The organism is Dietzia kunjamensis, assembly GCF_045689975.1.
GTDB lineage: Bacteria > Actinomycetota > Actinomycetes > Mycobacteriales > Mycobacteriaceae > Dietzia > Dietzia kunjamensis.
Genome location: NZ_CP143297.1, coordinates 1,959,685 through 1,973,125 on the forward strand (window position 1 = coordinate 1,959,685; position 13,441 = coordinate 1,973,125).

A 13,441-nucleotide genomic window follows, 5' to 3' on the forward strand; every position below is an offset into this window, starting at 1 on the left:
CGGCCCGCCTCACCGCGGTCGGTACCGGCCGAACGCGTCGAGGAAGTCCTCGAGGTCCGCCACCACCCGGAGTTGCTCGAGCGCGTCGTTGGTCGCCGCCGCGGCGAGCCTGCGGGTGACGGGCGCGTCCAGCAGGTCCTCGAGACCGGCCGGTCCGGGTGACGGCGACGCCGGCAGGATCGGCTCACCACCCCACAGCGCTTCCTCCACGTCGAAGGACACCTCGTCGTCGTCCCCTCCGCCCCGGAGGACGGCGCCGAGTTGCTCGGGTCGCAGGCCCCTGAGCTCGAACAACACCTCCGGCCGGGAGTCCCACCACTCGACCATGATGTAGGCGGCCGCCAGCACGTGTCGGCAGGGGCCGGGTTGCACCGGACAGTGGCAGGAAAACGAGGTGGCCCCGTGCACCGCGGGCAGGAGGAGGAACCCGACGGTGTCGGAGAAGTCCCCGGCCAGGGCGCCGAGCACTCCCCGTTCCTCGCGCCTGAGGGCGGTGCGCAGGGCGTCGGAGTCGGTGTCGTCGAGCGGTGCGAACGTGAACTCCACGGTGAAGGGTTCCGGTCTGCTCCCGTCGACGTCGATCCGGACCGACCGGCCCGAGTGGTGGAGGGAGAGGACCTTGTCCTTGCGGGCGTCCTGTCGGGCCATGTGGGCGTCACCCCGGGAGACCCCGGATTCGATGTCACTCGCCCAGCGTCTGCTCCACATGTGTGCGCCGAACTGCCCGGCCCGGGACCTCGCCCGGATGCCCGCTTCGCCGCTCACGGTTCGTCCCGCCCCACGTCGGTGAACTCGACGAGTGCCGCCAGGTCCGCGTCCGCGAGCTCGGTCAGCGCGCCTGCCAACGGTCCCAGCGTCAACTCCGCGAGGTCCCGCTTGGCTTCGAGGAGTTCGTCGATACGGTCCTCGACCGTGCCCGGTGCGACGAGCGTGCGCACCTGGACCACCCGGGTCTGGCCGATGCGGTGGACCCGGTCGGTGGCCTGGTTCTCCACCGCCGGGTTCCACCAGCGATCCAGGTGTACGACGTGGTTGGCCTCGGTGAGGGTCAGTCCGGTCCCTCCCGCGCGTAGCGACGCGAGCATCACCGGTGGGCCGTGCGATGCCTGGAACTCCTCGACCATCTGAGCCCGTCCGGCCGCGGTGACCCCGCCGTGCAGGAATGGCACGGCGGTGGCGGCCCGACGCTCGAGTAGGGGCAGGATCAGATCGCCGAACGCCCGGTACTGGGTGAACAGCAGCACCTTCTCCCCCGCGTCGAGGATCTCGGTGACGACCTCGTCGAGTGCGGCGAGTTTGCCCGAACGGTGGCGGCCGCCGCGCAGGAGTGCGGACCCGTCCCCGAGGTAGTGGGCGGGGTGGTTGCACACCTGCTTCAGGGCTGTGAGCCCCGAGAGGATGGCGCCCTTGCGGGCGGCCCCCTCGGACTCCTTGACCTGTTCCATCATGTCCTCGACGACCGCCCGGTACAGGGTCGCCTGCTCACGGGTCAGGGGCGAATCGACCCTGATGTGTTGCTTGTCCGGGAGATCGGCGACCACGCGGGGGTCGGATTTGAGGCGGCGCAGCACGAACGGTGCGGCGAGTGCCCGGAGCCTCGATGCCGCGGCCTCGTCGCGGTGGGACTCGATGGGGATCGCGAACCGGGCACGGAAGGTGCTGGCCGAACCCAACATCCCCGGATTGGCGAAGTCCAGGACGGCGCGGAGTTCGTCCAACCGGTTCTCCACCGGTGTCCCGGTCAGCGCGATCCGGTGCTCCGCCGGGATCGAGACGACGGCGCGCGCGACCGAGGTGGAGGGGTTCTTGATGGTCTGGGCCTCGTCGGCGACCAGCCGCCGCCAGGCCACCCGGGCGAGGAGTTCCGCGTCCCGGGACGCCGTCCCGTAGGAGGTCAGCACGAGGTCGGCGGCTCCGAGTAGTGTGGCCGCGTCGTCACCCCGTTCGCGGGCCGGTCCGTGATGGACGTGGATCCGCAGCTCCGGGGCGAACGTCGCCGACTCCCGGGCCCAGGTGGCCACCAGGGTGAGCGGCGCCACGACGAGAGTGGGGCCGGTCCGGCCCGCCGCGTGCTCGGACGCGGTGAGCGCGAGCACCTGCATGGTCTTGCCGAGCCCCATGTCATCGGCCAGCACCGCGCCGACATCGGCGCTGGACAGCGCGGTCAACCACCGCACCCCCTCCAGTTGGTACGGACGGAGCGTGGCGCGGAACCAGGGTGGGAGGTCGACCGGGATCGACGACGACGAGGGGATCCAGTCGATGGTCGTGGGCGCCTCCACCTCGACGCCCTCGCCTTCCTCGGACATCATGGCGGCGACCAGTGCGGGTGCCGTGACCCGCCCCCCGCGCCGCGCGGCGAGGAAGCGGGCCGCCCGACGCAGTGCACCGGGGTCCGCCCGGACCCATTGGCCGCGGAGCTTGACCAGATCGGACGCGGCGTCGAGGAGCATCTGGGCCTCGGCGGGGTCGAGGGGGACGTCGTCGACGACCATCTCCCAGTTCACGTCCGCCAGCTGATCGAGCCCGAGCCGGCGACCCGAGTCGACGTTCTCGGTGCCCGGCTCCGTGACCGCGACCCGGACGGCGGTCCGCACCCTGGTCCAGGCTCGCGGCAGGAGGATCTCGACACCTCTCCCCCGTAGTGCCTCCACCCCCTCGTCGACCAACTGCACCACCAGGTCGGTGGGCATCATCAGGTCCGGACTGCCGGCGGTGTGGGTGGCACGCCCCAGCGGTGGCCACGACCGGACCGCCCGGTCGACGACGTCGCGCACCGCGTCACCCACGGCCGACGTATCGGGCAGCTCGGTGAAGGGCCGAAGGGAATCGGCGCCCGTGCGCACCAGCGTCTCCAGCCGCCACAGGATCTCCCCGGGCGCGGCGTGCCCGGCCCCGCCGTCGGAATCGCCCGGGCCCTCGTCGTCACCGCCGGTCGGCTCGACGATCCGGAACACCACCTCGACGTCCCGTGCCGCCGCCGCCCGTCCGAATTCGCCGATCGCTTCCGCCAACGCCTGGCCCCCGGACGTCACGCCCCCGCCCGTGATCAAGGCCGTGCCCAGGTCGCTCCGGCGATCGCCCGCCAGGGGCGCCAGGGCCATCCGCGCGTGCTGGTCCGCCAGGGCGGCGAGTAGTCCGTCGAGGTCCTCGCGGTTCGCCACCAGCCCGTGGCACCGGGACAGGCTCTCCGCTGCCCACGCCGACACCACGGGTGAGGCGGCGAGAGTCCATGACGCGTCCCATGCGCCCTCCGAACGGCCGAGGACGGGGACGACGTGCCCCGCACGCACGAAGGCGGCCACGCCCGACGAGAGCGCCGCGAGGGCCCGCAGCCCGGATCCGACCCAGTGGTCGGTGGCGTCGACCATCCCGCACAGATCCACCGCCGCGCCGACCGAGACCCGGATCCCCGGCACCGTCGCGGTCCGGACCCGGCCCTCGACCGGGGCACGAACCCCGATCCGGTACGTCAGCGAGTAGCGCTCCAGGAACCGGATCACCTCCGGCGGGGCTCCGGCCCGGCCCACAGCCGTGACCTCGGCGGCGGGGGCGATCGATACCGGCCTACGCAATCCCGTCTCGCACCACAAGCCGACGACCCCGGACTGCCACACGGCGTGTAGTCGGGGTGCGGCGGTCGGGGTCACGTGCACATGTAAGCACGTGGGTCCGACAGCGGGCCGGCGTGCTCCCCTGAGAGGTACGGGCGAGGCCGCCGTCCACAGGCGCCCACCTGTCCACAGTCCCGCCCTGCCGCCCCCCTCGGCGGGCGGGAGCCGGCGACCCCCGCGTCAGACTCGATGCGTGAGCCATGATCCCCGTACCCGGAGGCACCTTGCTGGCCGAGTCGTGCCGCCGCCCGCACCCCGGGCGCTCGCCCTGGCCCTCGTCGTGCTCGGCGTGCTGGCCGCCGTGTGGTGGTCCGGCCAACCGCCCCGCTCCGTCCCGGGCAGCCCACCGCGGGACGCGGTGGAGGCACTGCTCGACGCGGTCGAGGTGGTGGAGTCGCGGAACCCCGCTCCCGGGTACGAGCGGGACTGCTCGGGCGCGTCAGGGTGCGTGTTCGGCCCGGCCTGGAGTGACACGACCGGGGCGCCGGGGGCCGGAAACGGGTGCTCCACCCGTCACGATGTCCTGGCCCGCGACCTCGTCGGCGGCACCAGGACACCCGGGGCACGGTGCGAGGTGTCTGGCGGAGTCCTGACCGATCCGTACACCGGCAGGCTCGTCGACGCGGGCACCACGGGGGTGCGCGGCATCCACGTCGACCACGTCTACCCGCTCTCGGCGGCGTGGGACCTGGGGGCGTGGTCGTGGCCGGCCGGGCGCCGTGCCGCGTTCGCCAACGACATCGACCGGAACCTGCTCGCCGTCACAGCGTCGGTCAACACCGGCAAGAGCGACTCGACCCCGGCGGACTGGCTACCCCCGGATCCCGGTCGACACTGCTTCTACGCCTCCCGGTACCTCACCGCGGCCGTCGCCTACGGCCTGCCGGTGACGAGGGCCGACCATGACGCTCTCGCCGGTGCGGTCCGGCGGTGCCCGACCGGCCCGTAGGGCCCGGCGTCAGTGGCGGTCCGGGCCCCCGCCGGAACGCCCGCGGAACCCGCCACCGCGGCGGTCGTCGTCACCGCGGCGGAAGCCCCCACGGTCGTCGCGCTTCTCGTCACGGCCGCCGCGCCGGTCACCACGGTCACCTCGGTCGCCACGGTCATCGCGACGGGGTCCGCCGCCACGCGGCTTGCCGCCCCTGTCGTCCCGGAACGACGACGGACGACCCGACGGAGCGCCGGAGTCGGGGCGGATGTCGATCTCGGAACCCCCGACCCGGATTCCCTTCATCGAGTTGAGCTGGTCCGCGGGGAGATCCGCCGGCAGCTCGACGATCGAGTGGTCGAACCGGATCGAGATGCGTCCGATGTCACCGCCCCGGAGCCCGGCCTCGTTGGCCAGGGCGCCCATGATCGAGCCGGGCTTGACGTTGTTCCGCTTACCCACGGCGATCCGGTACTGCCCCATGTTCTTCCCCGACCGCGACGGACGCGGCCCGTCCGAGAAGTCGCGTGCCGGCCGCTCGCGACGGTCGTCCCGGCGCGGCGGGCGCTCGGGCTCCCGCATGAGGAAGTCGTCCGAGTTCCGCGACTGGGTCGCCAGAGCGGCGGCGATGTCGGACATCGAGACCGAGTGCTCGGAGGCGTACTCCTCCACCAGTCGGCGGAAGAGCGCGATGCTCGGGTCCTCGAGGCTCTCGGTGATCGACTGTGCGAACTTGGCCATCCGCATCTCGTTGACGTCGTCCACGCTCGGGAGCTGGATCTCGGTCAACGGTTGGCGGGTGGCCCGCTCGATCTGGGAGAGGAGCCGGCGCTCGCGCGGGGTGACGAAGAGCAGCGCCTCACCGCTCCTACCGGCGCGACCGGTCCGGCCGATCCGGTGGATGTAGGACTCGGTGTCGTGCGGGATGTCGTAGTTGACGACATGGCTGATCCGGGGGACGTCGAGACCCCGGGCGGCCACGTCGGTGGCGACGAGGATGTCCGTGCGACCGTCCTTCAGCGCCTCGATCGTGCGCTCACGCAGGTTCTGCGGGATGTCGCCGTTGATGGGCGCGGCGGAGAACCCCCGTGCACGGAGTCGCTCTGCCAGCTCCTCGGTGGCGGACTTCGTCCGGACGAACAGGATCATCGCGTCGAAGTCCTCGACCTCGAAGATCCTCGTCAGAGCGTCGAGCTTGTCCCGGTGGTTGACCAGGACGTAGCGCTGCGTGATGGTCGGCGCGGTCGACGTCTTCGACGCCACCTTCACCTCGGTCGGATTGGTGAGGTACTTCTGCGAGATCCGCCGGATGGCGGCGGGCATGGTCGCCGAGAACAGGGCCACCTGGGTCGTCTCCGGGGTGTCCGACAGGATCCGCTCGACGTCCTCCTGGAACCCCATCGCGAGCATCTCGTCGGCCTCGTCCAGGACGAGGTGCCGCAGACCCGACAGGTCCAACGTGCCCTTCTTCAGGTGGTCGATCACACGCCCCGGGGTGCCGACGATGATCTGCGCACCGCGCCGCAGCCCCGAGAGCTGGATGCCGTAGGCCTGCCCGCCGTAGATGGGCAAAACGTTTACCTGCGGCATGTTCGCCGAGTACGTGACACAGGCCTCGGCGACCTGGAGGGCGAGCTCTCGGGTCGGCGCCAGGATGAGGGCCTGGGGGCTCTTCACCGCCGGGTCGATCAGCGACAGGATGGGCAGCGCGAACGCGGCGGTCTTACCGGTGCCGGTCTGTGCCAGGCCGACCACGTCACGCCCCTCGAGGACCAGCGGGATCGTCGCGGCCTGGATGGCAGAGGGGACTTCGTAACCCACGTCCCTGACCGCCTGTGCGACCGCGGGGGCCAGCCCCATGTCGGCGAACGTCACCTCGGGCTCGTCCTCACCGCCGGCTGCAGGGGCGGCGGCGCCGGTGCGCGCGGGCGCGGCCGTGTCCGCAGCGCCGTTGTCCGCGGCGCCATTGTTCGCGGCGCCGTTGTCCGCGGCGGAGGCTGGTTCGGGATTGCTGGCGTCGGTGTCGACCTCGTCGCCGGCGGTGGCGGTACGGTCCTCGTCGTTGTTCTCCATGAGGTTTTACATTCTACGGCGTCCGGGGGCTGTTGAGCGACACGGCTGCCGCAGGTCACTCCCCCGTGGTCACCGGGTTCGTGGCCTCACGGGTCTCCTCGGCGATGATCCACGGGATCGCGGCCCCCAATAGGAGCACACCGGACACCGCGAACCCCGCCTTGTAGCCCAGCAGGTCCACCACCAGCCCCACCACGACCGGTCCCAGGATCGCTCCGGAGTCGCTGGCCATCTGGAAGGTGGCGAGGACCTTGCCGCCTGCCCGGTCCGCGCCGATCACGTCCGCGACAGCGGCCTGTTGCGACGGGTTGAGGATCCCGGCGCCCATCCCGGCGATGACCGAGGCCGCCACGAGCAACGGCACGGTGTCACACCAGCCCAGGACGAGGGTGGTGACACCGGAGATCACCAGACCCAGGATCACCATCGGACGTCGCCCGTACCTGTCGGACAACCACCCGGCCGCGGAGACCACCGAGGCGGTCCCGACCGCGAACGACGCCAGCGCGGTGCCGGCGATACCGGCGCCGGCATCGAAGTTGGCCGCGGCGAACAGCGGGACGATGGCGACCCGCACACCGAACGAGGTCCACCCGTTGACGAAGCTGGAGATCAGCGCGGCACGGTACCCGCTGTGCCGTAGCGCCTCGGCGACCGGGAGGGGTTCCTGCTCGGGGGACCCGTCGTCGGGTGAGGGCCGTCGGCCCCCGCGGAGGAAGACCGCCACCACGCCGGTCGCCACCAGCAGCGTGCCGGCGTAGACGAAGAACGGGATGCGCATGCCGAAGCCCGCCAACAATCCGCCCAGAACCGGACCGCCGATATTGCCGATGAGGAACGCGGTCGCGTACAGGCCGGCGATCCGTCCCCGGGCGCCGGGCGGGGACAATCTGGTGAGCAGGGCCATCGCGGAGATCGTGAACATCGTCGACCCGAGACCGCCGAGACCGCGAAAGACCAGGAGCTGCCAGTAGTTCTGCGCCAGCCCGGTCGCCAACGTGGAGACCACCACGATGAGGAGACCGGACATGTAGACCCACCGCTCGCCGAGTTTGTCGACGAGGAACCCACCGGCCGGCGCGAACACCAACCTGAAGAACGCGAATGCGCTGACGATGACCGACGCCGCCGTGACCGACACGTCGAAGCTGCGGGCGAACTGCGGCAGCACCGGCGCGACCAGGCCGTAGCCGATCGCCACGGCGAACGCGGCCGCGACGAGGACCCAGACGTCCGCGGGCAGGCGGGTCCGCGCAGACGGCGTCGGATGTCCGGTGAGCGCGCCCCTCACGCGGATCGGAGCACTCGGGCGAGCACGTCGGCACCGAAATGCAGTGCGTCCACCGGTACCCGCTCGTCCACGGCGTGGAAATGGCCGAAGACGTCGAACTCGTCGGGCACGCGCAGTGGGACGAACCCGTAGCCGTCGATCCCGAGCGGGGCCAGATGCTTGTTGTCCGTGCTGGCGGGCAACAGGTACGGCACGACCATGGCATCGGGGTCGGATTGCCTGACGGCCTCGCGGATCACCTCCACGAACGGGGCGTCGGCCGGTGCGGCGATCGGTGGTTCCCAGATCCACTCGACCGTCACGTCGGAGCCGAGCTCCTGCTCGATCTCGGCACGGAACGTGTCCTCACCTCCGGGGAGTACTCTGCAGTCGATCTCCGCGCGTGCCTCGGTGGGGATGACGTTGGTCTTGTACCCGGCGGACAGGACCGTCGGTGAGGCGGTGTGGGACAGCGAGGCGGAGACGAGGGGCCCGAAGTGCCCGAGGACCTCGAGCCGATCCGGCAGTTCGGCGACCTCGCCGCTTCCTCCGGCCAGCCGACCGACCGCCGCGGCCAGCGCGGTGTTGGCCTCGGTCGGCTGCACCGGAAAGTCGAGATCGGCCACGCGATGGACCGCCCCGGCGATCGCGGCGACGGCGTTGTCCCCGGTCGGGCGGGACGCGTGTGCGGCGGTCCCGTGTGCGGTCACCGTGGCCCAGGCGACGCCCTTCTCGGCGACGGCGATCGGGTAGAGGCGGCGGCCGTCGACCGGTACCGACCAGCCCCCGACCTCGCTGAGCGCCTGGGTCATGCCGTCGAAGATCTCGGGCCGCTCCCGGACCACCCACTTGGCACCCATGATCCCCGCGGCCTCCTCATCCGCGAAGAACGCGAGCAGCAGCGGCCGCCGGGGCACGATCCCCTCCCGGCGGTAGTGGCGGACCACGGCGAGCATCATGCCGATCATGTTCTTCATGTCGACGGTGCCTCGACCATAGAGCCAGCCGTCGCGGATCTCACCGGCGAACGGCGGGACGGTCCAGTCCTCGGCGACCGCGGGGACGACGTCGACATGGCCGTGCACGACCAGACCACCCGCCTCCGGGTCGGCTCCCTCGATCCGGGCGAACAGGCTCCCTCGTCCGGGAACAGACTCCACGAGTTCGCTGGAGATGCCGACCTCGTCGAGGTACTCGGCGATCCGGCGGCACACCCTCGTCTCGCCGTCGCCGATCGTCGCGGGGTCACCGGTGTTGGTCGAGTCGATCGACACGAGGTCCGCCGTGATCGCGACGGCCTCGGCATGCATCCGCTCCCGCGCCTGCCCGGACATCTGCTGGGCGTCGGTCATCCGAAACACTTCCCTTCACCACGGTAGGTGGGCCAGCGATCCACCACGACGGGCCCGTCAGCAGTCTCGTCCACCACGTGGAGAGTGTCGAACCGCTCGCACAGTTCCCCCGCCTTCGCGTGACGCCACCATGCGCTCTCGCCGATGGCCACCTGCCCCCGCACGGGCGTCTGGACCTCTCCGGCCCCCTCCCGACCGAGGTATCGCAACCCCGCCGGGGCGGCGGGCACCGGGAGCCGGTCGCGCCCCGGGACGCCGGACGCGACGTATCCCCCGTACAGGAACGTGGTGAGACCACGGGCCGGCGTCCGCACGGCGGGCAGTGCGAACAGCAGCGCCGGCCGCGGGGTGAAGGTCCGATAGGCGTCGAACAGCCCCGGCACGTACAGTCCCGATCCCGCGGTGACCTCGGTGACGGCGGGCGCCCCGGCGCTCTCGGCGACGGACCCGGATCCCCCGGAGTTGATGATCTCCGGCGGTGTCCCGGTGACCGACTCGATCGTGGACGCCACCGCCGGTCGCACATCCCGCAGCCGCCGCATCGAGAGCCGTTTGACGACGCCGATCCCCGGTACGTCATCGGGCACCCCGGCCACCTGCGCCTCGTAGAACATCGCGCCCACCACGCGGAAGCCGGTGGCGACGGCCCGCCGTACCAGCGGCTCGACGTCGTCCGGTCCGCGTAGCGGGGAGCGGCGCACGCCCAGGTGGACGGGCCCCAGCCGGAGGGAGCAGTCGACGTCGATGCACACCCGCGCCCCGGACGCCCCCGCCTCCCGTGCGATCTCCAGCTGGCGCGGATGGTCGATCATGAGTGTCACGCAGTCCAGCGCCTGCGGATCTGCTCCGAGGCGTCCCAGGGCCGAGCGGTCGACGGTGGGGTACCCCATCAGGACGTCGTCGCACCCCGACTCCACCAACCACAACGCCTCGTCCAGCGAGTAGGCCATGATCCCGCGGACGGAGTCGTCGCCGCGCAGCCGGTCGCCGAGCACCTCCCGCAGCACGCCTCGGGATCTCACGGACTTGCTCGCCACCCGGATCCTGGTGCCCCCTGCCCGGCGGCGTAGGTCGTCCACGTTCGCCCGCAGACTCGGCAGGTGCAGAGCGGCGAGGGGCGCGTCGAGGCCCGCGGTCGCGACCCGGAGCGAGTCGACGACCACGGGGAGGCCGTCCGCCTCCCTGCTAGACACCGTCGACCGGTCGCGCGTCCCGTACGACGAGGTCGACCGCCCGGTGGAGGAGGTCGTTGGCCTCGTCGTCGTTCCGGTAGATCTGCCACCGCAGGCTGATGCCGGTGATGATCGACAGGACGACGCGCACCATGTCGTCGAGGCCCATCGCCCACTGCACGTCGGCGGACTGCGCCGTGCGCTCGAGCACCGAACGCACGATTGCCTCGTTGGATTCCTGCTGGTCGCGGGCCAGGCCGACTTCGGGCAGCCCGTGGGTCCTCAGCGAGTACGACACGATCTCGTAGGTGAGGAGCTGCCGGTCGGGCGATGCGGAGATCACCGCCCAGATCAGGTCGATCGCCTCGTACAGCCGTCGCCGCAGGCCCTCGGTGCCCCGGATCCCGGAATCGAAGTCAACGCTCACGAAGGCCCGGGCGGCCTGGTGGACCTCCGAGTTGACGGCGCCGATGACCTCGCGGAGAAGCTCTTCCTTATCCGTGTAGCAGTAGTGGACGACCCCCAGCGACACGCCCGCCCGTTCGGCCACGCCGCGGACGGTCACCGCACCCAGTCCGTCGTGTTCGGCGATCTCGAGGGCGGCCTGGAGGAGCTGCGCCCGGCGCTGATCGGCAGGAAGTCGTCTGGTCACCCGTCCATGGTACGACGACGAGGTGGACGTGCACACCGTTCACCGCACCCGCTCCCCCGGCGTGCCGGGCGTCCGCCCCCACTCCGGGTCGATGGTCCAGGACCGCCTCCCGCCCCGCCTCGCGCGGGTACCCTCTCCTGCCATGACGACCTCGGTGGCCCCCTGGCAGAACTGGGCCGGCAATGTCCTGGCCTCTCCCTCGGGCCGGTCGCTCCCGACGACCGTTGCCGAGGTGAGCGACGTGGTCACGCGGGCGGCCGAGCGCGGAACCAGGGTCAAGTGTGTCGGCGCGGGCCATTCCTTCACGCCGGCGGCCGCGACGGACGGCGTGCTCGTGTCCCTGGACGACCTGGCCGGCGTGGAATCGATCGTGCCGACCCGCGGCGCTGACGGTCGCGTCGACGGCGCGGACGTGACCGTCTGGGCGGGTACCCGGCTGCACCGACTGGGACCGCTGCTGTGGGAGCTCGGTCTGGCACAGCCGAACCTCGGGGACTTCGCCGAACAGTCCCTCGCCGGGGCGGTGTCGACCGGGACCCACGGCACCGGATGTGCGGCACCGGGCCTACCCGCCACGGTCGTCGGCCTCCAGCTCGTCACCGCCGACGGCGCCGTCCTCACCTGTTCCCGCGAGTCCGACCCCGAGGTGTTCGAGGCGGCCCGCCTCGGGATCGGCGCACTGGGGATCATCACCAAGATGACGATCCGATGCGTCCCGGCCTTCGCACTGCAGGCCGAGGAGCGTCCGTGGACCCTGACCGCCGCACTGGCGGACCTGGAGGGTTTCGCGCGTTCCGCCGACCACGCCGAGTTCTTCTGGTTCCCCCACACCGACGCGATCAACGTCAAACGCAACACCCGGTTGCCCGGGGACGCCGAGCTGCACCCGGTGGGACGCATCCGGGGTCTGATCGGCGACGAACTCCTCTCCAACGAGGTCTTCGACGTGGTGTGCCGGGCCGCGACCCGACGTCCGGCGCTGACCCCCCGGCTCAACCGGGTCGCCTCACGGGCTCTGTCCGCACGGGACTTCACCGACCGGAGCTACCGGGTCTTCGCCTCCCCGCGGCGGGTCCGCTTCCGGGAGATGGAGTACGCCGTGCCCGTCGCGGCGGCGGCCGGGGTGTTGCGCGACCTCCGCGACACCATCGACCGCTCCGGCATAGTCACCCCGTTCCCCGTGGAGGTGCGGTTCGCCGCCGCCGACGACGTGTGGATGTCCACGGCGTACGGACGCGAGGTCTGCTACATCGCCGTGCACCAGTACCACCTGATGGATCACACCGAACTGTTCCGTCTCGCGGAAGGGATCTTCCTCGCCGCCGGTGGGCGACCGCACTGGGGAAAGATGCACACCCGCACCGCGGAGGACCTGTCCGCCATGGTGGACCGCTTCGACGACTTCGTCTCCGTCCGTGACCGTCTCGACCCGGAGCGTGTCTTTGGCAACGACTACACCGAGCGTGTGCTGCCCTGAGCCACCACCCCGCGCGCCTTACGTACGGTGGAGGTTCGAGCCCGGCCCGCCCCCCGCGCCGCCTTGACCTCCAGGAGTGCCCAGTGCCCGATCGAGTGCCCGCTGAATCCGACGTCTCCGGCCCGGCCGCGGGGGTGATCACTGCCGCCCTGCGCCGGGCGATCCGGAGCCAGACCGGTGCCGCCCGTGCCTACGTACGCACACTCCGGGCCCATCACCCCGACGAGAGCCCGGCCCGGATCCGCGAGCGTCTCGACGCGCGGTTCCTGAACACCGTCACCGCGTCCGGTGCGGCCGTGGGCGCCACGGCCGCGGTGCCGGGTCTCGGAACCATCGTCGCCTTCGGCGCGATCGGCGCGGAGTCGCTGGTGTTCCTCGAGGCCGCCGCGTTCTACACGCTCGCCGTGGCCGAGGTCCACGGCGTGGACGTCCGCCACGACGAGCACGAGGAACTGCTGGTCATGACAGTCATGTTGGGAGCGTCCGGCACCGCCATCCTGGCCAACGCGGTCAGCTCGTCGGGAGGGGCGGCCACGGGCGGCTCGTTGGCCGGCCGTGCACTCCGGGTACCCGGGCTGAAGGAGATCAACCGTCGGATGATGACCCGCTTCGTCAGGAAGTTCGCCGTGAAGCGGGCAGGGCTCGCCGTGGGCAAACTGGCACCCGCGGGGCTCGGTGCCGCCGTGGGTGGATGGGGCAACCGGAAGCTGGGGCGGACGGTCGTGGAGACCGCTGATGCCGCGTTCGGCACGCCACCGGACTCGTGGCCCGCCACGTGAACCCGCCGTGACGGGCCCGGGGCATCCCCCTGTCAGGTGAGATCGGAGAGCCCGGCTCGGGCAGAAGGTCTAGCCTGGATCCATTGACGTGTGAAACCCACCACAGAACCAGAGAGGCACCAAG

The 13,441-nt window shown here is 71.5% G+C and carries 10 protein-coding genes; 3 read left to right on the forward strand and 7 right to left on the reverse strand.

Translation table 11 applies throughout. The features are described 5' to 3' along the window. Positions 1-9 precede the first annotated feature (9 nt). Both VZF99_RS09095 and VZF99_RS09100 read right to left on the reverse strand, forming a co-directional pair. The gene (locus VZF99_RS09095; protein ID WP_407334571.1) at positions 10-765 is read right to left on the reverse strand and encodes a hypothetical protein; all 756 of its coding nucleotides are present in this window, start codon (positions 763-765) and stop codon (positions 10-12) included. Further along, positions 762-3,650: a DEAD/DEAH box helicase gene (locus VZF99_RS09100; protein WP_407334572.1), complete on the reverse strand. Its 2,889-nt coding sequence runs from the start codon at positions 3,648-3,650 to the stop codon at positions 762-764. Before VZF99_RS09100 ends, VZF99_RS09095 begins: the two co-directional genes overlap by 4 nt. A gap of 157 nt (positions 3,651-3,807) precedes the next feature. Here VZF99_RS09100 and VZF99_RS09105 point away from each other — a divergent pair, with 157 nt between their 5' ends. Beyond that, positions 3,808-4,563: an HNH endonuclease family protein gene (locus tag VZF99_RS09105; protein WP_173674748.1), complete on the forward strand. Its 756-nt coding sequence runs from the start codon at positions 3,808-3,810 to the stop codon at positions 4,561-4,563. Positions 4,564-4,572: 9 nt separating this feature from the next. Here the strand turns inward: VZF99_RS09105 and VZF99_RS09110 are convergent, their stop codons facing one another. From VZF99_RS09110 to VZF99_RS09130, 5 genes are read right to left on the reverse strand one after another with little or no spacing between them, the layout of a single operon-like run. After that, positions 4,573-6,615, reverse strand: coding sequence for a DEAD/DEAH box helicase (locus VZF99_RS09110; RefSeq protein WP_407334573.1), 2,043 nt, complete (start codon positions 6,613-6,615; stop codon positions 4,573-4,575). A gap of 55 nt (positions 6,616-6,670) precedes the next feature. After that, positions 6,671-7,906: an MFS transporter gene (locus VZF99_RS09115; RefSeq protein WP_067718383.1), complete on the reverse strand. Its 1,236-nt coding sequence runs from the start codon at positions 7,904-7,906 to the stop codon at positions 6,671-6,673. Further along, positions 7,903-9,237 (reverse strand): M20/M25/M40 family metallo-hydrolase, encoded by a 1,335-nt coding sequence (locus tag VZF99_RS09120; protein ID WP_407334574.1) that lies wholly within the window; start codon positions 9,235-9,237, stop codon positions 7,903-7,905. Before VZF99_RS09120 ends, VZF99_RS09115 begins: the two co-directional genes overlap by 4 nt. Next, the gene (locus tag VZF99_RS09125; RefSeq protein ID WP_407334575.1) at positions 9,234-10,430 is read right to left on the reverse strand and encodes an amino acid deaminase/aldolase; all 1,197 of its coding nucleotides are present in this window, start codon (positions 10,428-10,430) and stop codon (positions 9,234-9,236) included. The genes VZF99_RS09120 and VZF99_RS09125 overlap by 4 nt, the downstream gene beginning before the upstream one ends. Beyond that, complete coding sequence (locus VZF99_RS09130; protein ID WP_407334576.1) at positions 10,423-11,061, reverse strand: TetR/AcrR family transcriptional regulator; 639 nt, start codon at positions 11,059-11,061, stop codon at positions 10,423-10,425. Before VZF99_RS09130 ends, VZF99_RS09125 begins: the two co-directional genes overlap by 8 nt. A gap of 142 nt (positions 11,062-11,203) precedes the next feature. Here VZF99_RS09130 and VZF99_RS09135 point away from each other — a divergent pair, with 142 nt between their 5' ends. Further along, positions 11,204-12,538 (forward strand): D-arabinono-1,4-lactone oxidase, encoded by a 1,335-nt coding sequence (locus VZF99_RS09135; RefSeq protein ID WP_096907208.1) that lies wholly within the window; start codon positions 11,204-11,206, stop codon positions 12,536-12,538. A gap of 83 nt (positions 12,539-12,621) precedes the next feature. Continuing rightward, positions 12,622-13,317 (forward strand): hypothetical protein, encoded by a 696-nt coding sequence (locus VZF99_RS09140; protein ID WP_067718393.1) that lies wholly within the window; start codon positions 12,622-12,624, stop codon positions 13,315-13,317. Positions 13,318-13,441 lie beyond the last annotated feature (124 nt).

Excerpts from the sequence above, each read along its gene's own strand:
- VZF99_RS09110 (WP_407334573.1), bottom strand. The coding sequence starts at position 6,615 with ATGGAGAACAACGACGAGGACCGTACCGCCACCGCCGGCGACGAGGTC.
- VZF99_RS09120 (WP_407334574.1), bottom strand. The coding sequence starts at position 9,237 with ATGACCGACGCCCAGCAGATGTCCGGGCAGGCGCGGGAGCGGATGCAT.
- VZF99_RS09135 (WP_096907208.1), top strand. The coding sequence starts at position 11,204 with ATGACGACCTCGGTGGCCCCCTGGCAGAACTGGGCCGGCAATGTCCTG.